Raw genomic sequence first — 22,119 nt, 5'->3', positions numbered from 1 at the left:
TCACTTAGTTTTTTTAGCTTGAGAAATAAAATCCATTAAGTACTCAATTTGTTGTTCTTTGTTACGAATACCCACATAAATTTGTTTATTAATGCCTTTTTCTCCAAAACGCAGACTCTTGATGGGCATTGACTTTGCGTGCTCATCTACTAACCAACCTGGCAAGGCACACACACCGCGGTTAGCTGCGACCATTTGCAACATGATCTCAGTGGTTTCTATATTTTTGTGTTTCTTGACCGAACATTTTGCAGGGTTAAGAAATTGGCTAAAAATATCCAGCCTAAGTGGCTCAACGGGATAACTAAACAAAACTTCTTGAGCTAATTGTTCAGGCAAGACAAACTCTTGATCAGCCAGTTTATGCTCTGCACAAACCACAAGCCTATGTTCATAACCAAACACCGGAATATAATTTATTTGAGGTTTAAACAGCGGGTCGGGCGTAATCAGCACGTCAATTTCGTAGCTAAGTAATGCCCCTAAGGCACCAAATTGAAATTCTTGCTTTACGTCCATGTCAATATTTGGCCAGCGCTGTAAATAAGGGTGAATGACTCTGAGTAACCATTGATAACAAGGGTGGCACTCCATACCTATTCGCAGAGCCCCTGCTTCACCTTTGGCTATCTGACTTAATAATAATTCGGTATGTGAAAATTGAGGCAAGACTCGACTAGCCAAGGTTTGAATACGCTCCCCTGCGGCGGTAAGGCGTAGATTGCGCCCCTCTTTTTTCCATATTTGCGTCGCGACTTGGCTCTCTAACTTTTTGATACTATGACTTAAAGCAGATTGAGATAAGTGTAACGAATCAGCCGCTTTTGTCAGGGTGCCATGCTCTTTTATTGCGCTGAGTATTTCTAAATGGATCCTCTCCAACATCCGTTATGTTCCTATTTTAAGTTTTGATGATGAAAAACATCCATTATTCAATTTATGCAATCATATCACTATATTGCATTGGCTTGAGCAAGGTTTCAGGCGCAGAGTTCTGTGCGAACTATTTGAGCACCGGCACTTAAGGCCTGTAATTTCGCTCTTGCGACATGACGAGACAATGGTGCCATACCACAATTTGTACAAGGGTAAAGTTTATCGGCATCAACATACTTGAGCGCCTCTCTTAGGGTATTGGCCACTTCCTCTGGCGTTTCTATGGTATCGGTTGCCACATCTATGGCGCCGACCATGACTTTTTTGCCTCGAATTAGTTCTAGTAGCTCAATGGGAACACGGGAGTTATGGCATTCTAAAGATACAATGTCGATATTAGATGCTTGTAATTTAGGCAAGATAACTTCGTATTGTCGCCACTGGGAGCCTAGTGTTTTTTTCCAATCTGTATTGGCTTTAATGCCATAGCCATAACAAATATGCACTGCGGTTTCACACTTAAGTCCTTCGATGGCTCTTTCTAAACAAGCCATGCCCCAATCATTAACCTCATCAAAAAACACATTAAATGCCGGCTCATCAAATTGGATAATATCCACCCCAACAGCTTCCAACTCTTTGGCTTCTTGATTAAGGATTTTGGCAAATTCCCAGGCTAGTTTTTCACGGCTATGATAATGGTCGTCATAAAGTGTATCAATTATGGTCATTGGGCCTGGTAGCGCCCATTTAATCGGCTGAGAGGTTTGTTGACGAAGCAATTTAGCGTCTTCTACAAACACAGACTTAGGACGAGTGATAGCGCTGACTACAGTCGGCACACTCGCATCATAACGATCACGAATTTTAACGGTTTGGCGTTTTTCAAAATCTACACCATTCAAATGCTCGATAAAGGTAGTCACAAAATGTTGACGTGTTTGCTCACCATCACTGACAATATCAATCCCAGCTTGCTGCTGTTCTTGCAAAGACACTCGTAAAGCATCGTGTTTACCGTCTATTAACTCTTTTCCCTCTAGCTTCCACTGTGACCATAACACTTCCGGTTGTGCTAGCCACGCGGGTTTAGGCAAGCTGCCAGCTGTTGAGGTAGATAATATTTGTGTTTCGGGATGGGGGTTGTTAGTACTTGTTTTCATAAATAACGCCGCTATATATATTATTTGATTTTTAATTGTTTATTATTTGCTAAAGAGTATTCAATTATAAAGAGCAATTCGCAGACCACTGCTCAAGCACAGTCTGATAGGGCTTGATAAAATGTTCTTGGGCAAATTTTCCTTGTTTAATCGCCAGCTTACTGCGCTCTTCTCTGTCATAAACGATTTGAGTTAATGAGTGATCGCTATTCTGTAAATTAGGTTGATAACAACTTCCGGCAACGGCATTGGCATTATAAATTTCAGGTCGATAAATTTTCTGGAAGGTTTCCATTGTGCTTATTGTGCTTATCAGCTCAAGGTTAGTGTAATCATTCAGTAAATCACCAAAGAAATAAAAAGCCAAAGGTGCCACGCTTTTAGGTGGCATAAAATAACGCACCTGTAGGCCCATTTTTTTGAAATATTGTTCCGTTAAAGATGATTCATTTGCATGATATTCAAACCCTAACAAAGGATGTTGGTTATTGCTTCTATGATAAGTTTTATTGTCAGACACGCTCAGGCAAATCACTGGGGATTTAGTAAAGTTTTGCTTATAGGTTTTTGAATTAACAAAAGACTTAAATAGCTTGCCATGTAGCTCGCCAAAATCATCTGGAACACTAAATGTGCTTTGACCTTTATTATGCTCAGACAACAACACACTAAAATCATAATCTCGCACATAAGATGAGAAGTTATTGCCAACTATGCCCTCAATACGCTCATAAGTTCTATGGTCAACAATATTAGTTTTCAATACCTCGATTGACGGAAAAGTTTGCCCAATGTTCTCAATATCCATATCAACCGTAATAATTTCAAGCTCAACAGAATAACGGTCACCTTTAGGGTTATCCCAATTGGCCAAAGCATTAAATTTATTGTCGATCATCTTCAACGCATTGCGCAAATTCTGCTGACGGCTTTCTCCTCTGGCCAAGTTCGCAAAGTTGGTGGTGATACGTGTATTGTCTGCAGGATGATAGTTTTCATCCAGACTTATGTTCTTAATTGTAAAAGTAAAATTCTTATTCATGCTCATCTGGTTTCCAATTCTCTAAAATAACAGTCGCTTTTATTGCTGGTTAACTCAACTGCCCTTAGGCAATAAATCGCTTATTCAATCACTCGCTTACTTTTGTGGTAATACCGATCGGCATAAGCCAGTTAGTTTATTTTTTAACAATTAACCTAAAGGTTACTTATCCAGAATTCGGTTTATGTAATTGGTACAAAGTTAAAAGTAGGTAGATATTTATACTGGCTTACTATCATGAATAAAAATGGTTATTTTTCATCAACACATGAACAATATTCATACATGTAATTCTAGGCCATCTCAGCGATGAATTTAGCTTGGTAGGAAAAGGTGGTTAATAGAGGGGAAGGAAGCTATTAACAAACTTCAAAGTTAATTGTGTTAGCGCCATTCACTTTCGATAACTGAGTTAAGAGTTTCATATCTAGCCGGCAATAAGCGGTTTTTCTTTTTGACTAAATATAATCTTTCAATAACTGGATGCTGGGGGGTTAGCACCTTTAAATGTTTAACATCATGAAAGCTCTCTAGGGCACTTTTAGGTAACACAGTAAAACCAATCCCCTTTACTATGGGTTGTAATATTTGACTGATTTGATTAATAAACCCAACCTCTGGAATACTTTTAATATCGAGCTGTTTTAGCTCTTGATCTTTACTTTGTGCGATATACAAAGACAAATAGTGTTCTGCGTCTGGATGGCAGACCAATCCTAAATGTTGCAACAATTGTGCTTTATTGACTTTAGTGGGTGCGTTCAGCGGTACTACTAAACACAACTCTTCTTTACCTAACTCTATAGCATCAAAAAGACTTTGATTAGGAATATCTGTCACTATGCCTTGATCAATAATGCCTTGTTTAATGTCGGTCAATACTTGATGGTTTGGCGCCGCTTTGAGCCTTACAACTAAATTAGGATGTTGAACCTGAAGAGTCAGTAACTTAGGATATAAAAATAAAGCCACCGCGCCAGTGCATGCCAAGGTGCAATCTCCAGCATAAGGATCGTCAAATGCTAATTGTTCTAATAAAGCTTGCTCATTTGAGACTAACTTTTTAGCGTGGTGATATACCAAACGTCCCTGCTCTGTCACCTCAAAAGATTTATTTTCTCGTTTTATTAATGGGTGGCCACACACTTGTTCAAGCTTTTTAATATGTTGACTCACACCTGGCTGAGTCATAAATAGTTTTTCAGCGGTTTGAGTAAAGTGACCTGTATCCACTAGGGTCACGAATGTTTGCAGCCAAACTGGGTTCAACACGAATCACCTACATAACAAAATATTATCATTTTAATTATTAATGATAATTTCATGTAATAACAGTATTTTCATAAACTAACTCCATCTTATAAATTGTTAACAACCAATATTTGGAGCAAGCGATGAAAATGAATCATGTCGGTATTATGGTCGGAGAAATGGATCAAGCATTGGAGTTCTACACTAAAGTACTGGGTCTAAGAATTATCATGAACAACACTAAGGTGATGGAAGAACGAGAATCTGCCATAGGAAGAATGTGTATCGCTGTTTTTGGCGAAGGTTTTAAGGGCTTTAATATTGCCCATTTAGTCACAACAGATGGTATTGGCGTTGAGTTATTTGAAATGAAAGATCGAGCCGAGCGACATGATCTTGATTTTTCGAGATTAGGCATATTCCACTTTTGTTTACAAACAGATGATTTTGAAACTGTGATGCAAAAGACAGAAGAGTTTGGTGGGAAGGTTAGAATGGATGTAATGCGCTATCACCCTCAAGATGATAACAAACCGGCCAAAATGGTGTATTTAGAAGACCCATTTGGTAACCTTTTTGAACTTTATTCCCATACCTATGAAGAAACATACGCGTCTGATTATGCGTGATAATTAAATTATGGGGCAGATTAAAACCTGCCCTCATAAAAACTACCATTTGTTATAGGTTTGACTTAATTTTTAATCCAAACTCATCCGGATTAATATCTATCTTTGTTATACATTGACTGGTCGATAATAGCCGTTGATATACTCAAACCGATACCAATTCACTAAAAAATAAGCTTATTTTCTTGGAGCTAATTTAAACATATTCGTTAACCGCAGCTACATTTAACAAGCTTATCTATTAGGGACTGTTAATGTATATTTAATAGCCAATCAACAAATTGTTTGGCTTCAGTATTATTTGCAAAGGTATTCATTTGTTGGCCACACTTATCAGCAAATACCACTTTTTGTTTATTCACAGAAATTTGATGCACAGGGCACTTCACTCGGATCTGTGTTCCGTTATATGTATAAGACATAATAAAACTCACTTTAAAATGACCAGGTACAAACCCGATCTTATTTTTCAATAAGCTTCACTACAGTGTTGACGATACTGCCTAGATTCTTAACTAAGCATAAGGCTTAATTAAGCAATAAGGTTTTACTAAGGAGACACTGGTAAGTTTATCTGCCTATTAGGGGCTAACTACCACAGTGCTTAACGCTCACTTTTCGCCGTACAATAATTCAGCTTGTTATTATGTAATTCAAATAGACTTAACCTATTGATTACTTTGTTTTAATGCTGGCTGACTGGATCAAGGAAAGACATAACATCGAAGGTTTGTATTGAGAGAGGTTGTACAAACCGTTAAGCACTATAAAGTACATAGTTACAATAAGCAACTGTTTTTGACTAACTGGTCAATAGGTAAAGCTGACTTAGCCATCCTTAAATACCTATTTACTAAGGCAATTACCGCCAGAGCTTTACTTATAACAGCTAAGACTAATTCCAGAATTCAAAATAATCGTTTGAGTTTTTACTTGGTTTAGGCAGTGTTTCTGTACAAGCTGTACCTAAATACAAAAAGCCCACAATTTCATCTTTTTCTTGCAAATTTAGTGCTTGTTTTACATGTTCATCTTGAGCATAAAATCCAGTTCGCCATACACCTGCAAACCCTTGAGCTAAAGCCGCCATTTGCATGCTGTGCACAGCACAAGAAGTAGAAGCCACCTGCTCAACCCAAGGCACTTTAGCGTGTTCTGTGTATTTAGAAATAGCCACGATCACCATAGGTGCTCGAATTGGAAGTTGCGGGGCGCGTTCTATGTCTTTTTGAGTTTTATTTCCTGAAATTGCGGCTTGTTTGTATATTTCACCCAATTTAATTAAACCTTGATTTTGACACACAATAAATTGCCAAGGGGTTAAAGCTGCATGGTCTGGCGCTCGCAAAGCGGCTTGCATAATATTTTCCAATACTTGTCCTTTAGGCGCTGGACTTTGTAGTCTGGGTTGAGAGCTTCTATTTAATAATAAATCTAACGCCTGCATGACTTTACCTTTACACAATTTTAATTGCCATTATGATATTCACTTGTAGCAACGAAATAAACCCAAAAGCACAAAAAGCCTTTATATCACTTTCAGGTTATTTGTTTAAGTATCGATTAGCTAAATAATAATCGATACTGGTGTGCTTACCACCACCAGTAAAAAACAAAGACAACAACATAATAAAATACGTTATAGCGAACTCTATGCCGTTGTTCAGTACTACAAATTTGCCACTAGAAGTCAACCAATCATAATTACCATGCTTTTCAAGAAGGTTTTTAGCCATGTCTAATTTTTCTGGGGCACTCATGACATTTTCATTTAACATGAGAACGCCATTAGACATCCAACTATTCGCATCGGCAATTGCCGCCCAGCCATTTGGCCAATGTACTGAAAATGCAGCCACCAGCATAGTCACCATTAAAGGTATCGACACCCAACGAGTGGCCAAACCTACAAGTAATAACGCACCACCCACTAATTCAGCAGCTACCGCTAGAAATGCCATCAAAGCAGGAAATGGCAAACCAAGCCCGTAATCATGATTACCAAACCAATCCACAATATCATTAAAGTGTGAGTATTTGTTCCACCCTGCTTGTAACATAATAGGGGCTAGATATAGTCGAATTAATAAAGGTGCAAGCCCTTCAAAACTTCGACTTTTGTTTAATATATTGTGTGATCTTTGATAAAACTGAAAAACCTTCATAACAACTCCGATAAAACTCTAGGTTTATATAGATAGTCAAATAGGCCAAAACATTTCGACCAAAAAGTGAAAACCTCAAATTACCGGCTTTAAGCTATTCTCCTTGGCACTTATATTGCTTTTCAAAAAGCAATATTTTAATAAAGTGTGAACTCACTATGCGTTATTCATTATTGGTTTTGTCTTTCTCTGTATTACTATCTGGGTGTGTACTATCGGATTGGGGAAGTTCTAACGATAACCTTAACTCGAATACCTACCAGCAAGAAGCTAACTTCCACCAACAAGATACGTTACACAGACATGTGGAAAAATTAGCTCGCCAATTATTAAGTAGCTCACAGTTAATTGACAATGTGCGAACGGTAGCTGTCGGCACAATTTTACCGGCAGTAGAAGATAGCGGCGATTCATTGCCCCAAGCGAAAATGTTAGGCATTCAAATTCAAGAAAGTTTAATGACCTTCGCCACTCAAGCTGGCTTACAAGTTGTGGAATACAAAACCATGCCAACTATAAAAATTACGCCTGCTGCCGATAAGATGTTAAGCAGAGACGTGAACGACTTAAATCAGAACATATCTGCCGACTATTTTTTAACCGGAACTTATACTAAACAAGAAAATAGCACCATAGTGAATATTAGATTGGTACAACTGCCAGACAATATTGTACTAGCCGCTGCGACAGACTATATACCGAACGATACCATGTGGAGTAGTTCAAAAGTGACGCTCAAAAATAGCCAAATTTATCGTAGCGCCTATTAGGAGAAAACAATGAAATTATGCAAACTCGCTCTTTGTTTGAGTGTTTTACTTAATGGCTGTGCAGGGCTCGATCCAAACGCGTCTAATTCAGAGTTTAATAGCCATCAAAAACAGATGGAAACGGGAAAAACTCAGGTTTTAAATTCAGATGATACTGACAATATGCAACCTCTTGAAGCCAGTGCTCATTTTCAAAACCACTATAAACACAAGTTCAGCCAAAATGGCGGAGAGCCTAACGCTTACGCCATGAATAAACTAAACCCGAAAAACCGTAATGTGAATCATTATGTTCGTGGGTTAATGCAAGACTTAGTATCCAATTTACAATATGTAAATCAAACCACACCTATGATGGTGACTAGCTTTGTATATTTAGATAGTGATTTTTCTGCATCCAATTTATTGGGTAATCAAATAGCTGAAAGTTTCATTCATGAAATTCATAAATTTGGTATTCCAGTTATTGATTATAAAGCCACCGATTATATCCGAATTACCAAAACCGGTGACTTTGCTTTGAGTCGTGATTTTTTGGAACTAAAAGCGGATGTTCGAGCTGATTATGTACTATTAGGCACATTGACTAAACAGCAAGGTGGTGTGTTGGTTAATGCCCGCATAGTTGGGTTTGAATCAAAAGCAGTTGTGGCTTCAGCTCAAGGATTTTTACCTGCAGACATAGCTAACTCTTTACTTAACAACAACTTAGTAGACGGTATTAAGTTAGTGAGTCAATAACACTAATCAAAACTGAACTTAACTTAAAACAAATAAAAACTTGAAGACAAATAAAAAGGCCGCTGTGTTAAATCACAGCGGCCTTTTTATTTAATAAATCTCGTCTTAGAATGGTATAAACTGATGGTTTACAACACTACATTGGGTATTAACTTTGAGCTAGACGCTACCACCATATTAGATGTAAGCCCCACTACACGAGCATTTATCAAGGTGCCATTCATTTGTTTGGTCATAGTGCCAGTTAATACATAGCCTACATTTTGTGAGTTTTTTAACTTTTCAACATCACGAGAAAAGGCAAAATCGCCTCGCGGGGTAACTTGTAATCGACCAGTTATTTTGTGATCACTCACGGCCAACCCCATATCTCTAAGTTCAGTTATAAAATGTTCAGCAATTTGGTTACCTAGTACATTAGTGTTGGTCAAACTGGAATCTAAATGAACAAAAGATGCCACTGCTATGGGAAAAGCTAATCTGGTTTCCGACAAATCCTGGCGAATATCCAAAGCCATTTGCTCCACATAATCATTTAACAAGTTAAAATGTAATCCTGTTCGAAACAGACTTGGGTCGGTTAAAGCATCTGCAGCTGGCTCTTCAGGAGGAGTGTAAGCATTTTTATGCGACTCACTTTGGCTGACAGACTCACATTGAATGGATTCTCCACTGTTACTAATACATACATTTTTATCTTCAATCGAAACCGAAAAAAGATTACTACTGCAATTAGATAACGTTAATAGTAACAACGGAGGTGAAACAATTTTTAATAACGAACTCTTCATGTGAAGTCCCATTTGACCAATAAACGACTTGTACTTGACTATTTTCTAACAAAATACTCTCTGTATTTTATATCTAGCAATATATAAGCCAATATAATTAAGTCTCAATCAATTATATAACGACAAATTTAATGGCCATAAAATCATCCTAATTTATATACAATGTTACATGTTTACGCATACAATTACCTCATTGTAAATTGTTAACCGTTCGTACTTATTATGAAAATACCTGTAATAATTTTTAGTATTGTTGTTGCCCTTCTTAGCCAACCAACAATCTCTGCTCACCACCAACAGTCATCGACTAACAACCAAACCAATGTGATTGTTATTTTGTCTGACGATCAAGGTTATGGTGACTTTTCCATCACAGGTAACCCCGTCATCAAAACGCCTAACTTAGATAAACTAGCCACCGACGGTATTCAATTGACAGATTTTCATGTTGACCCAACCTGTTCACCTTCTAGAGCAGGCCTCATGACTGGAAGATACTCCACCAGAGTTGGCGTTTGGTTGACTTTCGCTGGCCGAAACCATTTGTACAAAGAAGAAATGACTATGGCAGATGTGTTTAAAGCCAATGACTATTCCACAGCTATTTTTGGCAAATGGCACTTAGGTGACAATTACCCATTTAGACCCACGGACCGTGGATTTGACCAATCATTTATTCACGCAGGAGGGGTGGCCGGAGAAGTACCTGATTATTGGGATAATGACTATTTCGACGATACGTATTTCGACAACGGCAAACCAGTCAAGACTAAAGGTTACACCACTGATGTTTGGTTTAACCAAGCCAAAAAGTTTATCAAGCAAACTCAAAACCAACACCAACCATTTTTTATCTACCTTGCAGCAAATGCCCCCCATGGGCCGTTTAATGTAGAAGAAAAGTTTTTCAAGCCATATTTAGAAAAAGGGGTACCGGAAACTCGTGCAAGGTTTTACGGCATGATCGAAACTATTGATAATAATGTTGGCGAATTACGAGATTTCTTAAAACACAATGGATTAGCTGAAAACACCTTAATTATTTATATGACCGATAACGGCACCAGCAAAGGATTTGACGGTGGTAAAAATGGCTTACCAGATAGAGGGTATAATGCCAATATGCGTGGAAGAAAAACCTCAGCATTTGAAGGAGGACACAGAGCAGCTTCATTTTGGTATTGGCCTAAAGGTGGTTTTGTCGGTAATCAAACAAGAGATAAGTTAACGGCACAAATTGATGTATTACCGACATTAATCGATTTGTTAAAATTGGAAACACCTCACCCAGTGAAGTTTGATGGTAGCAGCCTTAAACCACTGCTAGTTGATAAAAAAAGTGGATTAGCCAAGCGTAAAATGGTGATCCACAACCAAGCCGCATTTGGTAAACCTTTAGGTGACGGTTCGTTAATCAAAGACAAAGACTATGTTGTACTGCAAGACAAGTGGAGACTGGTTGGAAAAGCGTTATATAACCTTGTGAGCGATCCAACACAAAGTCATAACCTTGCTAAACAATACCCAGAAAAAGCTCAAGAATTACAATCTTTTTATCAAGATTGGTGGGCTGACGTGACAAAACACCAACGCCTCTCCCCCACTGTGATCAATCCAACTAAACAAGCTGAAATCACCTTAACTTCGCAAGCCTGGTACGGAGATATTGCTACCTATGATCAAGCTCATGTGCGAGCAGGAGTGCGTAACCGAGGCGCTTGGCATATCGATGTTGAAGTAGCAGGAAACTATCAAGTTGAATTCAGCCGCTGGCCAAAAGAGTCAGGGCTAAGCTTTGGCGATATTTACCAAAAGGATTTTAGTGCGGTAAAACTGGATCAAAACTTTGACTTATACAAACGTCCTGCCAAAGCGATAAAAGTTGAAAGTGTTGAATTAGTGTTAGGCCAACACAAAGAAATACAAAAAATATCGCAACAACAAAAAGTGGCAACATTTGAAGTCAACTTAAGAAAGGGCTTACATAATATTGAAGGTATTTTACATACCCAAGGCCAAGATTTAAGTGCCTACTATATGTATTTAAAACCGATTAAATCATCAAGCTAATTTACAAAATCAACGCCACTTCTTGTTACCTATGTTTTTGTTCTAAACATTCACAAAGTAACAGGTAGTGACACCTTTCTACAAATAAGGTAAAGCCATCAGTATCACGCCAGCTATCCAAGCGGTTTCTAAAAAGATCAAAATAATTGGTCGAATGCCTACCGTTCTTAATTGGCCTAGATTGGATTTCATGCCAATTGAAGCAATCGCGATCATTAACGCAAAACGGGACAAGTCAGTCGCGACTTTGGTAACTAACTCAGGAATGGTGATTAAACTATTTAAGGTCATTAAGGCTACAAAAGCGATTAAGAACCCTGGTACCCCAGGACTTTTTCCACCTACATCCTTATTTAAATTCATTTTAATCACCAGCAAAATACACAGGACAACAGGTAATAAAAAAGCGACCCTGACCAATTTCGTTAAGGTCGCTAAATCGCCAGTTTGTTCTGATACCGAATAGCCCGCACCTACGACTTGGGCAACATCATGAATGGTACCACCCAAAAAAATACTGGTGTCTGTAGCACTTAACCCTAAACTAGCGGCAATCATTGGATACAAAATCATGGACGTGGTAGAAAAAGCCGTCACGCCAATGATGGTTAATAAGGTATCTCTTTCCTTGTGTTTCGCCTTTGGTAATACCGCTGAAATGGCCATAGCAGCGGACGCACCACAAATGCCGACTGCGCCACCGGTTAACACACCGAAACGCTTTTGTAGCCCAAGTAAGTTAGACAAAACAATACCGACAAATATAGTGCTAATAATGGCACCCAATAGCAGAAGTGCGGTATGCCACCCTAGAACCGCTAAATCACCAAATGCCACTCTTAAGCCCAATAAAGCCACACCTAAACGTAATATATGACTTGAGGTAAATTCGATACCTTTTTTACAATTGGTATCTTCATACAGAAACGATAAAGCCATACCTAACAATAAAGCAAATAACATGGCCGGAGCGCCATAATGCTGACTTAAAAACAAAGCAGCTAATCCCACTATGACTGAAACGACTAGGCCAGGGAAATAAGGTTTGATTAAGGCTGAGGTAAATTTAGGCACTAGTTCTGGATACCATTAGTATTTGAAAATGAATGAATTAAAAGACCAACGAAAAACAAGACTATCGCAAATTTGATTACCTAAACATAGATATCTAGATGTTTGGGCCCTTTTGGTTTTTTCTTACTGCTAGGTTCATCAGGCTTTTCAGCTTCTTGTTCAGTGTTTTCAGTTGGTGTTTCTTCCGGTTCTTTCTTAGCTTGCTGCTTTTGTTGCTGTTGACGGGCTTCCCTTTCTTCAAGGTGTAATTCCTGCTCCTCATCGCTAAGAGACTTCATTTTATTTTGTTTGTCTACTTTTTCAACTTTCTGCGTATCCTGTTTAATTGGCACTTTACCTTCACGAGGCAATACAGAAAACAATAAATCACTGGTCATAACTTTTAACCTCCTTTACAAATTTTGACCTATTTTTGAGCAGATAATTCAAAATATACAAGCTCAACATACCATAGTCGATTTAATTGTAAGAAATAGCTAACTTTCTTGGCATTTTTCATTGCATTAATCGGGCCGATTGCATAATGTATGCGCCATAAATTGATGTTGCTATTTTTTAGTACTTCACACTAATTGGAATGAACAAAATTTTGAAAATTACACTGCAAGTCGTCCATCACCATAAAGCTTAACCTTTCAGGTTTTGGCTGGAAGGTGTGTGGAACCTTCTGGCGGTGCAGAAAATTTTCTCAACCCTCGGAAGGCAACTTTCGGGGGTTTTTCATTTAAAGGCTTAATGTTGATCTAAGTATTGGTTAGGTCAACCGGGTTAAATTAACAAATTCAAGATTAAACGGGACACATTCATCATGAGTGATAGTAAAAGACTACGTATTGCAGTACAAAAAAAAGGACGCCTAAGTGACGACAGTATTTCACTGTTAAAAGCTATAGGTATTAAATTACAAATTCGTGACCGTTTATTGATAGCTCATTCTACTAATCAACCCATTGATTTGTTGTTAGTTCGTGATGACGACATTCCTGGTTTAGTAATGGACGGTGTAGTTGACATGGGGTTCATCGGCCAAAACGAGCTTGAAGAAAAAATGTTAGAACGCCAAGCCGCTGGCAAACAAGCTGAATATAAAGAATTACGTAGACTAGATTACGGAGGCTGTCGTTTATCTTTAGCTGTACCAAACGAAATGGATTACCAAGGTATTCAATCGTTACAAGGTAAAAAAGTCGCCACTACTTATCCATATTTGTTAGAACGTTTCTTCAAAAAAGAAAACATTAACGCCAGTACAGTCATGTTGACCGGCTCAGTTGAAGTGGCGCCTCGTGCAGGTGTTGCTGACGCAATTTGTGATTTAGTGTCAACAGGTGCCACATTGGAAGCTAACGGCTTACAAGAAGCCGACGAAATTTTTGTATCTCGGGCCGTATTAATCCAGCAAGCAGGTAAATTAAGCGAAGAAAAACAAGCGCTTATTAATACTTTATTACCTCGTATGGACGGTGTGACTCAAGCTAAAGAAAGCAAATACATCATGCTGCACGCACCAAAGGCTTACCTAGAACAAGTAAAAAGTTTATTACCAGGTTCAGAAACGCCAACTGTACTACCTCTAGCGGGCAATGGAGATGTCGTGGCTATCCACGTAGTCAGCCCAGAAACACTGTTTTGGGAAACTATGGAGAAATTAAAATCTCTTGGTTGTAGTTCGATCTTGGTTATGCCAATCGAAAAAATGATGAAATAGGTACGCAGGCAACACAATGCAAATTTGGTCAACACTGAATAATCAACAGCAACAAAACTTATTGAGTCGCCCAGCTATGGCCGATAATCAAAAGTTAAGTGATATTGTTTCTGACATCATTGAGCAAGTTAAGTATCAAGGTGATGAAGCACTTTTAGCACTAACTGAAAAGTTTGATGGCGCAAAACTGACAAGTGTAAAATTTGACGAAGTTAGTCTTGAAGAAGTGTCAGGCTTGATATCGGCTAAAGTTAAAAAAGCCATTGATCAAGCTTACACTAACATTAAAAGCTTTCATCAGGCGCAATATCCACAAGATGTGAAAGTTGAAACAGCACCAGGCGTGGTGTGTGAATTAAAACATGCACCGCTTGCCTCTGTTGGTTTATATATCCCAGGTGGTACAGCACCTTTGCCATCAACTGTTTTGATGTTGGGGGCCACAGCGCAAGTAGCAGGTTGCGCTCGTAAAGTGTTATGTACACCTCCGAATAAAGATGGGCAAATTGCCAGTGAAATTCGCTATGCAGCCAAGTTGTGCGGCATTGATGAAATTTATTTAGTCGGTGGGGCACAAGCCATTGCCGCACTGGCCCTTGGTACAGATTCCATAGCTAAAGTGGATAAAATTTTCGGTCCCGGTAATAGTTTTGTAACCGAAGCTAAACAACAAGTGAGTCGAATCCCAGCTGGCCCAGCTATAGACATGCCTGCTGGTCCGTCAGAAGTATTAGTGATCGCAGACAAAGACGCGAATCCTGTTTACGTTGCTGCTGATTTATTATCTCAAGCAGAACATGGTGCAGATTCGCAAGCTGTATTGGTATCTGATAGTGAAGCGTTAATCGAAGCCACCAAACAACAAGTATCAGCTCAATTAGCCACTCTAAGCCGCAAAGATATAGCCCAACAAGCTATTCAACATAGCCGTTATATTTTAACCGGCAACATTGAGCAAGCTTTTGAAGTAAGCAATAGCTATGGCCCTGAGCACTTAATTGTGCAAATAGAAAACGCTCGGGAAAGTTTAGATAAACTCACCAATGCAGGCTCTATATTTGTTGGTCAATGGTCACCAGAGTCGGCTGGAGATTATGCCAGCGGCACTAATCATGTTTTGCCTACTTATGGTTATGCTCGTAATTACTCAAGCCTTGGTTTAGCTGATTTCATGCGCCGCTACACGGTACAAGAGTTAAGTTACCTAGGATTACAAAATATTGGTGATGCGATTATGGATTTAGCTGATGCTGAAGGTTTAGACGCTCACAGACAAGCTGTAGCTTTACGCTTACAAAGTGATTTATGCGCAGAAAATAAAGGCGGTAATGCTTCATGAGTCAGCCTGTCAGTCAATTAATCAATAAATTGGTATGTGAAAATTTAAAAACCTTAGTACCTTATGAGTCAGCAAGGCGTTTGTTTGCCGCTAGTGATAACACTCAAGACGAACAAGTGCCGGTTTGGCTAAATGCCAACGAATCCCCCTATGCCAATGATTTTGCAGTAAAGAGTGATTTATTTAATCGATACCCTGATTGCCAACCAAGTGCGGTCATTAATCCGTATGCGGCATATGCAGGCGTCAACCACAAACAACTGTTGGTGAGTCGCGGGGCTGATGAAGGTATAGAATTATTGATCCGAGCTTTTTGTACATCAGGTCAAGACAATATTCTAATTTGTCCACCTACTTACGGTATGTACGCAATAAGTGCGGAGACCTGCAATATAGGTATTCACAAAGCACCGCTTAACACTGATTTTTCCTTAGATCTGGAAGCAATAAAAACCTTCAAAGACAAAGTGAACCTAGTATTTATTTGCTCGCCGAATAATCCAACAGGCACTTCAGTCGCCGCAGAACAAATTGAACAAGTATTAAACCACTTTATCGACTCTGCACTAGTGGTAGTTGACGAAGCCTACATCGAATTTGATATAGACAATACTTGGGCATCTCAGTTAGCGAAATATCCTAATTTAGTTGTACTACGTACGTTATCAAAAGCCTTTGCATTGGCTGGACTTAGATGTGGCTTTACCATAGCAAATGAAGAAGTGATTCATACTTTACTAAAAGTCATTGCACCCTACCCTATGCCTGAGCCAGTGGCACAAATTGCCGCACAAGCACTAAGTGAAAAGGGTTTATTGACTATGCAACAGCAAGTATCTGCTATTCAAACAGAAAAAGACTTGTTGAAGAAAAGCTTAGTTTCACTAGGCGACATTAAGTTAGTGGGCGACGACAATGCCAACTTCATTCTGTTTAGAACCGCACAAAAACAGGCATTAATGAATTATTTGGTTAGCCACAAAATGTTTATTCGCGACCAATCTAAACAACTAAATTTAGCTAATTGTTTACGCATTACAGTAGGCAGTTCAGCACAAAATCAACAATTGCTAGGTTTAATTACCAGCTTTTATCAACAATCAGGAAATCAATCATGAGCCAACCTATTCTTTTTATCGATCGTGACGGGACTCTGGTTGAAGAGCCAGCAATTGACAAACAACTCGATACCTTAGAGAAGTTAGTGTTTGAACCAAATGTGATCCCAGTGTTATTAAAACTACAACAGTCTGGTTTTCGTTTAGTCATGGTATCTAATCAAGATGGTTTAGGTACAGATAGCTTTCCACAAGCTGACTTTGATTTAGCTCACGATAAAATGATGGACATATTTACCAGTCAAGGCGTGGTGTTTGATGATGTACTTATTTGCCCACATTTTGATGCCGATAACTGCTCATGTCGTAAACCTAAATTAGGCTTAGTTAAAGACTACCTGCAACAAGGTAAAGTCGATTTCACTCGCTCTTTTGTGATTGGTGATCGTGACACCGACATTCAATTAGCCGAAAACATGGGCATAGTGGGGATCAAATATAATCCACAAAGCAACAACTGGCATACCATTCAAAAACAGTTGTTAACCTCAAGCCGTGTGGCTTCTGTGGTGCGTACTACTTCTGAAACCAACATCCAAGTGAAAGTCGATTTAGACTCAAGTGCTAAATCTACCATAGAAACAGGCTTAGGCTTTTTCGATCATATGCTAGATCAAATCGCCACTCACGGCGGTTTTGAATTAAACCTAACCTGTGATGGTGATTTACATATTGATGACCACCACAGTGTTGAAGATGTTGCACTGGCGTTAGGTGAAGCCATGAAAAAAGCCCTAGGTGACAAGCGGGGCATTGGCCGTTTTGGCTTTGCTTTGCCTATGGATGAGTGCCGCGCTGAATGTATTTTAGATATTTCCAATCGCCCGCACCTTAAGTTTGATGCGACTTTCACTCGCGAACAAGTGGGCGAAATGGCCACTGAAATGGTTGAGCACTTCTTTTATTCAATCGCTCAAGCCATGGGGTTATCTCTACACCTATCAACCACTGAAGGCAACGCCCATCATCAGGTAGAGAGTTTGTTTAAAGTATTTGGCCGTGCCTTACGTCAAGCCATCCACAAACAGGGTGAAGCTTTGCCAAGTAGTAAAGGAGCGCTGTAGTTAAATAGACTGCATGAGCGATATAAAAATGAATCAAAAAATTGTGATTGTGAACACTGGCTGCGCCAATATTTCATCGGTAAAATTTGCAGTTGAACACTTAGGTGTAAAAGTTGAGGTAAGTGATGATGTGAATATCATCCAAAAAGCTGACAAAGTATTTCTACCCGGTGTAGGCAGTGCAAATGCAGCTATGGCTAGCATCAAACAAAAACAACTAGTGGCCAGTATTCAACAGCTAACTCAACCTGTGTTAGGTATTTGTTTAGGCATGCAGCTTATGGTTGAGTCATCAGAAGAAAGTTTGTCTGATAATACGCCGTGTTTAAACCTTATCCCCGGCCAAGTAAAACGTATGCAAGTGGGTGATTTACGCCTACCTCATATGGGTTGGAATACAGTGACACCTGTAGGTGATGCACCGCTATTTAAAGGCTTAGATGACAATAGTTATTTCTACTTTGTGCATAGCTTTGCGGTTGGAATTTCAGAGCATACTATGGCGAGTTGCCAATACGGTATGGACTTTTCAGCAGGGATCCATAAAGACAACTTCTTCGGGGTGCAGTTTCACCCTGAACGCTCGAGCAATGCTGGGGCACAATTATTGAAAAACTTTATCCAGCTATAAATTAACAAGATAAATAGCTAGCTAAAAACAAACAATTAAGAGCAAACATGATAATTCCAGCAATTGATTTAATAGAAGGTTCAGTAGTTCGTTTATATCAAGGCGACTACGAACAAAAAACCGAATACAAACTTGATCCAGTTGACGTAGTCAATAACTACGCAGATCAAGGTGCAAAGTGGTTACACATAGTTGATTTGACCGGCGCAAAAGACACTAGTAAACGTCAATTAGAGCTCATTGGAAAAATGGTCGCCACCAACCGCATGCAATTCCAAGCAGGTGGTGGCATTCGCAGTGAACAAGATGTGGCACAATTATTAGACATAGGTGTAAAACGAGTGGTGATTGGCTCTCTAGCTGTTAAAGAGCCTGAATTAGTCAAAGGCTGGATCACTAAATATGGCCCAGAAGCCATTGTACTGGCTCTTGATATCAATATTGACGAGTCGGGTAACAAGTTTATCGCCACCCATGGCTGGCAAGAAAACTCTGGTGTATCCATTGAAGCTCTGCTAGAAGACTTTTTATCAGTAGGTGCAAAACATGTGTTATGCACAGACATAAGCCGAGATGGCACCTTACAAGGCGCAAATCATCAGCTTTATACAGAAATGACCGCGCGTTTCCCTACTGTGGGTTGGCAGGCATCTGGCGGCATAGGTAATTTAGACGATATTGCCGTGTTAAAGCCCACTAATGTAAGTGGTGTGATTTTAGGTAGAGCCTTACTTGAAGGTAAATTCACCGTAGAACAAGCAATTGAATGCTGGAACAGCGCTCAATAAAAACAAGATTTATTAGTATTAAAATACAACGGCTTAGGAAATTATAATGGCGGCTTTTGGTTCAGTGTTTATGCCCGAAATGGCATTAAGTCAATTTGAAAACAATGCGTGGAGTGATGCAGAAATTGTATCCTCAGACAGCATTCAGTTGCACCCTGGTGCACACGTATTACATTACTCAAGTACCTGTTTTGAGGGGCTAAAAGCCTTTAAACATCAAGACGGTAGCGTACACGTGTTTCGTATGGATCAAAACGTCAACCGTTTCGACCAAAGCAGCCAGTTATTACATTTACCACAAATTGACCAAACTCGAGTGTCTGACATGATTTTGCAAATTTTGGCTAAATACATAGACGATATTCCAGAGCCTCCGGGGTCAATGTACATTCGTCCTACTCATATTGGGACTGAAGCGGCAATTGGTAAAGCTGCAGCGCCAAGCTTAAGTTCGATGTTATATGTACTAATCTCTCCGGTAGGCGACTATTTTGCCGGAGGCGCTAAACCTCTACGTATTCTGTTGGATGAAACAGGTATGCGCTGTGCTCCACATATGGGTATGATCAAAAGTGGTGGTAACTATGCCAGTGCATTAGGTCCTATTTTAAAAGCCAAACAACAGGTTCAAGCTGATCAAATTCTTTTCTGTCCAAATGGCGATGTACAAGAAACTGGCGCAGCAAACTTCTTATTAATAGATGGCAACGAAATCATTACTAAAGCCTTGGATTCTAGCTTTTTACACGGGGTGACCCGTAGTTCAATCCTACAAATTGCAGCTGATTTAGGTATGAGAGTATCTGAGCGAGACTTGACCGTTACCGAATTGCTAGAAAGAGCAGCTAAACCGAATGTTGAAGCGGCTTTAGCTGGTACTGCAGCGGTTCTCACTTCTGTAGGAACACTTATCCATAACGATAAAGAATACCAAGTTGGCACTGGCGAATTAGGCCCAACCACACAAAAGTTACGTCAAGCATTGAACGATATTCAGTGGGGCAAGGCGCCTGACAATCATAATTGGTTAACTCAGGTTAAATAAGGTTATTTATGTTAGCTAGACGCATTATCCCTTGCCTAGATGTAAAAGATGGCAAGGTAGTAAAAGGGGTTAAATTCCGTAACCATGAAATCATCGGCGACATAGTTCCTCTGGCTGAGCAGTACGCTCAACAAGGTGCTGACGAATTGGTTTTTTACGATATTACCGCCTCGAGTGATCAAAGAGTCGTGGACAAAAGCTGGGTAACCCGTATTGCACAAGTGATAGATATTCCATTTTGTGTAGCAGGTGGCATTAAGACCGTTGAAGACGCAGGTAAGATCCTAGAGATGGGGGCTGATAAAATTTCAGTCAACTCTCCTGCTTTAGCGGACCCCGAGTTAATTACCCGATTACATGACACCTTCGGCCAACAATGTGTGGTAGTAGGCATAGACAGTTTCTACAATGAAGAAACCGGTAAATACCAAGTTCATCAATACACAGGTGACGAAAGCCGAACCCAAGTCACCGCTTGGCAAACCGCTGATTGGGTAAAAGAAGTACAAGAGCGTGGTGCTGGAGAAATTGTATTAAACTGCATGAACCAAGACGGCGTGCGCAAAGGTTACGATCTAGCCCAATTAAGCGCTATTCGCACCGCATGCAAAGTACCTTTGATTGCTTCAGGTGGTGCAGGTGAATCAATTCACTTTAAAGATGTATTTGAACAAGCGGACGTAGATGGCGCCCTAGCCGCTTCTGTATTTCACAAAGGCATTATTCCAATTCCAGAATTGAAAGCCTATTTACGCACACAAAATATAGCCATCAGAAACTAAAAAAATATTCACCACAGAGGACACTGAGTGCACAGAGAAAATAAAAATTTAACTCTTAACATTCTTCCCCTCTGTGTAGCGAAGCGCTCTGTGACCTCTGTGGTTCAAACGCTTTACGCTCGTAGCTAAAACATTATTAGAGATTAAGATGATTATTACTAAACAAAACATGGCTGACTTGGCTTGGCAAAAAATGGATAACCTGCTTCCTTGCGTTGTCCAAAATGCGGTTAGCGGCAAAGTATTAATGCAAGGTTTTATGAACCAAGCAGCCCTTGAAAAAACCTTAGATACTCAGTTAGTCACTTTTTTTAGTCGCTCTAAGCAAAGGTTATGGACCAAAGGTGAAGAGTCCGGCAATAGCTTAAACTTAGTAGAGATTAGCGTTGATTGTGATAACGATTGTGTATTGGCATTAGTTAACCCAGTAGGGCCAACCTGTCACAAAGGTACAGAAACATGCTGGGCTGCTAGTGGATCTGCTGATGTCAGTTTCATTGCTGAACTGGAACAAGTTATCGCCTCACGTAAAGGTGCAGATGCTAACTCAAGTTATACGGCAAGCTTGTATGCGAGTGGTATTAAACGTATAGCCCAAAAAGTCGGTGAAGAAGGCGTTGAAACAGCCCTAGCTGCTACGGTTAAAGATTTAGAAGAACTAAAAAATGAATCAGCTGATTTGTTATACCACCTAATAGTTTTACTTCAAGCCAGTGATTTAAATTTGTCTGATGTAGTTAACGTTTTAAAAAAACGCCACGCTAAATAAGCCACACTAGTTAGAAGATAACATCTATTATGAAAAAGCCGCTTTGCGGCTTTTTTAGTTTCTAAAACTGTGAATGCGGTTTAACTACCCAGAACTCATACTCATCATCTCAAAATAGTTAGTTATCACTTCACATACCTAAGTATTCACACGTAGATTTTTTAATCAAATTAGTTGAGCTTTAATACACACATCGGAAGCAAACATCACTTCCAAACAAATCCATTTAACTTAACTAAAAAGAGAATTTAACCATGTTGAAAATAGTTAAAACATCTATCGCCATCGCTACTACGTCTTTAA

At 39.4% G+C, this 22,119-nt stretch carries 23 protein-coding genes and 1 other annotated feature; of the genes, 13 read left to right on the top strand and 10 right to left on the bottom strand.

The annotated features are described in order from the left end of the window. The 4 genes from L0668_RS00115 to L0668_RS00100 all read right to left on the bottom strand — a co-directional run bounded on the left by L0668_RS00115 (position 1) and on the right by L0668_RS00100 (position 4,353). Positions 1-885: a LysR family transcriptional regulator gene (locus L0668_RS00115; RefSeq protein WP_235310038.1), complete on the bottom strand. Its 885-nt coding sequence runs from the start codon at positions 883-885 to the stop codon at positions 1-3. Between the two features lie 95 nt (positions 886-980). Further along, a complete protein-coding gene (locus tag L0668_RS00110; RefSeq protein ID WP_235310037.1) occupies positions 981-2,039 on the bottom strand; it encodes a methionine synthase in 1,059 nt (352 codons plus the stop codon). Positions 2,040-2,103: 64 nt separating this feature from the next. Continuing rightward, positions 2,104-3,081 carry a DUF1852 domain-containing protein gene (locus tag L0668_RS00105; RefSeq protein ID WP_235310036.1) on the bottom strand — a complete coding sequence of 326 codons (978 nt, stop codon included), beginning with the start codon at positions 3,079-3,081 and terminating at the stop codon, positions 2,104-2,106. A 384-nt stretch (positions 3,082-3,465) separates the two neighbouring features. Then, positions 3,466-4,353, bottom strand: coding sequence for a LysR family transcriptional regulator (locus L0668_RS00100; protein ID WP_235310035.1), 888 nt, complete (start codon positions 4,351-4,353; stop codon positions 3,466-3,468). 122 nt (positions 4,354-4,475) lie between these two features. On the opposite strand from L0668_RS00100, the gene L0668_RS00095 reads away from it, so the two are divergent. Continuing rightward, positions 4,476-4,961: a VOC family protein gene (locus L0668_RS00095; protein WP_235310034.1), complete on the top strand. Its 486-nt coding sequence runs from the start codon at positions 4,476-4,478 to the stop codon at positions 4,959-4,961. Between the two features lie 251 nt (positions 4,962-5,212). Here L0668_RS00095 and L0668_RS00090 read toward each other — a convergent pair whose 3' ends face one another. The 3 genes from L0668_RS00090 to L0668_RS00080 form a co-directional block, all read right to left on the bottom strand. Continuing rightward, positions 5,213-5,383, bottom strand: coding sequence for a hypothetical protein (locus L0668_RS00090; RefSeq protein WP_235310033.1), 171 nt, complete (start codon positions 5,381-5,383; stop codon positions 5,213-5,215). 473 nt (positions 5,384-5,856) lie between these two features. Next, positions 5,857-6,408: an NAD(P)H nitroreductase gene (locus tag L0668_RS00085; RefSeq protein WP_235310032.1), complete on the bottom strand. Its 552-nt coding sequence runs from the start codon at positions 6,406-6,408 to the stop codon at positions 5,857-5,859. 97 nt (positions 6,409-6,505) lie between these two features. After that, positions 6,506-7,126 (bottom strand): HvfX family Cu-binding RiPP maturation protein, encoded by a 621-nt coding sequence (locus L0668_RS00080; RefSeq protein WP_235310031.1) that lies wholly within the window; start codon positions 7,124-7,126, stop codon positions 6,506-6,508. Positions 7,127-7,284: 158 nt separating this feature from the next. On the opposite strand from L0668_RS00080, the gene L0668_RS00075 reads away from it, so the two are divergent. Together L0668_RS00075 and L0668_RS00070 are read left to right on the top strand one after the other, a co-directional pair. Further along, positions 7,285-7,896 (top strand): FlgO family outer membrane protein, encoded by a 612-nt coding sequence (locus L0668_RS00075; protein WP_235310030.1) that lies wholly within the window; start codon positions 7,285-7,287, stop codon positions 7,894-7,896. A 9-nt stretch (positions 7,897-7,905) separates the two neighbouring features. Continuing rightward, positions 7,906-8,637, top strand: coding sequence for a FlgO family outer membrane protein (locus tag L0668_RS00070; protein ID WP_235310029.1), 732 nt, complete (start codon positions 7,906-7,908; stop codon positions 8,635-8,637). A gap of 128 nt (positions 8,638-8,765) precedes the next feature. Here the strand turns inward: L0668_RS00070 and L0668_RS00065 are convergent, their stop codons facing one another. Continuing rightward, on the bottom strand, positions 8,766-9,428 hold the full coding sequence (locus L0668_RS00065; protein ID WP_235310028.1) for a FlgO family outer membrane protein: 663 nt from the start codon (positions 9,426-9,428) through the stop codon (positions 8,766-8,768). Positions 9,429-9,650: 222 nt separating this feature from the next. On the opposite strand from L0668_RS00065, the gene L0668_RS00060 reads away from it, so the two are divergent. After that, entirely contained in the window at positions 9,651-11,498 is a 1,848-nt protein-coding gene (locus L0668_RS00060; RefSeq protein WP_235310027.1) for an arylsulfatase, read from the top strand. A gap of 78 nt (positions 11,499-11,576) precedes the next feature. Here the strand turns inward: L0668_RS00060 and L0668_RS00055 are convergent, their stop codons facing one another. Both L0668_RS00055 and L0668_RS00050 read right to left on the bottom strand, forming a co-directional pair. Beyond that, positions 11,577-12,572 (bottom strand): YeiH family protein, encoded by a 996-nt coding sequence (locus tag L0668_RS00055; RefSeq protein ID WP_235310026.1) that lies wholly within the window; start codon positions 12,570-12,572, stop codon positions 11,577-11,579. 80 nt (positions 12,573-12,652) lie between these two features. Next, positions 12,653-12,949 carry a hypothetical protein gene (locus tag L0668_RS00050; RefSeq protein WP_235310025.1) on the bottom strand — a complete coding sequence of 99 codons (297 nt, stop codon included), beginning with the start codon at positions 12,947-12,949 and terminating at the stop codon, positions 12,653-12,655. Between the two features lie 235 nt (positions 12,950-13,184). Then, positions 13,185-13,293: a sequence feature (His leader region), on the top strand. A gap of 87 nt (positions 13,294-13,380) precedes the next feature. Between L0668_RS00050 and hisG the strand changes: the two genes are divergently transcribed. The 9 genes from hisG (at position 13,381) to hisIE (ending at position 21,816) form a co-directional block, all read left to right on the top strand. Next, a complete protein-coding gene (hisG, locus tag L0668_RS00045) occupies positions 13,381-14,280 on the top strand; it encodes an ATP phosphoribosyltransferase (RefSeq protein WP_235310024.1) in 900 nt (299 codons plus the stop codon). A 16-nt stretch (positions 14,281-14,296) separates the two neighbouring features. Then, positions 14,297-15,619: a histidinol dehydrogenase gene (gene hisD, locus L0668_RS00040; RefSeq protein WP_235310023.1), complete on the top strand. Its 1,323-nt coding sequence runs from the start codon at positions 14,297-14,299 to the stop codon at positions 15,617-15,619. Beyond that, positions 15,616-16,737, top strand: coding sequence for a histidinol-phosphate transaminase (gene hisC, locus L0668_RS00035; RefSeq protein ID WP_235310022.1), 1,122 nt, complete (start codon positions 15,616-15,618; stop codon positions 16,735-16,737). The genes hisD and hisC overlap by 4 nt, the downstream gene beginning before the upstream one ends. Beyond that, entirely contained in the window at positions 16,731-17,801 is a 1,071-nt protein-coding gene (gene hisB, locus L0668_RS00030; protein WP_235310668.1) for a bifunctional histidinol-phosphatase/imidazoleglycerol-phosphate dehydratase HisB, read from the top strand. Before hisC ends, hisB begins: the two co-directional genes overlap by 7 nt. A gap of 13 nt (positions 17,802-17,814) precedes the next feature. Next, positions 17,815-18,432 (top strand): imidazole glycerol phosphate synthase subunit HisH, encoded by a 618-nt coding sequence (gene hisH, locus L0668_RS00025; protein WP_235310021.1) that lies wholly within the window; start codon positions 17,815-17,817, stop codon positions 18,430-18,432. A 47-nt stretch (positions 18,433-18,479) separates the two neighbouring features. After that, positions 18,480-19,220: a 1-(5-phosphoribosyl)-5-[(5-phosphoribosylamino)methylideneamino]imidazole-4-carboxamide isomerase gene (gene hisA / locus L0668_RS00020; protein WP_235310020.1), complete on the top strand. Its 741-nt coding sequence runs from the start codon at positions 18,480-18,482 to the stop codon at positions 19,218-19,220. Between the two features lie 46 nt (positions 19,221-19,266). Beyond that, entirely contained in the window at positions 19,267-20,265 is a 999-nt protein-coding gene (locus L0668_RS00015) for a branched-chain amino acid aminotransferase (protein WP_235310019.1), read from the top strand. A gap of 8 nt (positions 20,266-20,273) precedes the next feature. Continuing rightward, the gene (gene hisF / locus L0668_RS00010) at positions 20,274-21,047 is read left to right on the top strand and encodes an imidazole glycerol phosphate synthase subunit HisF (protein WP_235310018.1); all 774 of its coding nucleotides are present in this window, start codon (positions 20,274-20,276) and stop codon (positions 21,045-21,047) included. A gap of 148 nt (positions 21,048-21,195) precedes the next feature. Further along, the gene (hisIE, locus tag L0668_RS00005) at positions 21,196-21,816 is read left to right on the top strand and encodes a bifunctional phosphoribosyl-AMP cyclohydrolase/phosphoribosyl-ATP diphosphatase HisIE (RefSeq protein WP_235310017.1); all 621 of its coding nucleotides are present in this window, start codon (positions 21,196-21,198) and stop codon (positions 21,814-21,816) included. Positions 21,817-22,119 lie beyond the last annotated feature (303 nt).

The organism is Paraglaciecola algarum (assembly GCF_021532655.1).
Taxonomy (GTDB): Bacteria; Pseudomonadota; Gammaproteobacteria; order Enterobacterales; family Alteromonadaceae; genus Paraglaciecola; species Paraglaciecola algarum.
The sequence above is the reverse complement of the archived record's forward strand: the minus strand, read 5'-3'. Positions and strand labels throughout refer to the sequence as shown.